General features: G+C 46.2%; 1 protein-coding gene. It reads left to right on the top strand.

Annotation, left to right across the window (positions count from 1 at the left end; translation table 11 throughout):
* Positions 1–221, top strand: a 221-nt coding sequence (locus Q0845_RS27850) for a hypothetical protein (RefSeq protein WP_298521251.1), incomplete at both ends; no start/stop codon positions are given.

The raw sequence follows: 221 nt of genomic DNA, 5'->3' as shown, positions 1-221 counted from the left end.
GCAGCATGGAACGACTTAGATTGTGATAGTGACGGATTAAATAACGGAGAAGAAACTACAGGCGTAGACGATCCAACGACACCAGCTGATCCAAATGGTAATACAACCGATCCACAAGATCCAGATACGGATGGCGACGGAGTTACTGACGGAGACGAGGCAAACGATGGAACAAATCCAAACGATCCATGTGATTTTGTAGCAGCGAACCAAACAGTAAC

Origin of the sequence: uncultured Kordia sp., assembly GCF_947489565.1 — a bacterium.
Classification (GTDB): domain Bacteria; phylum Bacteroidota; class Bacteroidia; order Flavobacteriales; family Flavobacteriaceae; genus Kordia.
This window is presented reverse-complemented; position numbering and strand designations above follow the sequence as displayed.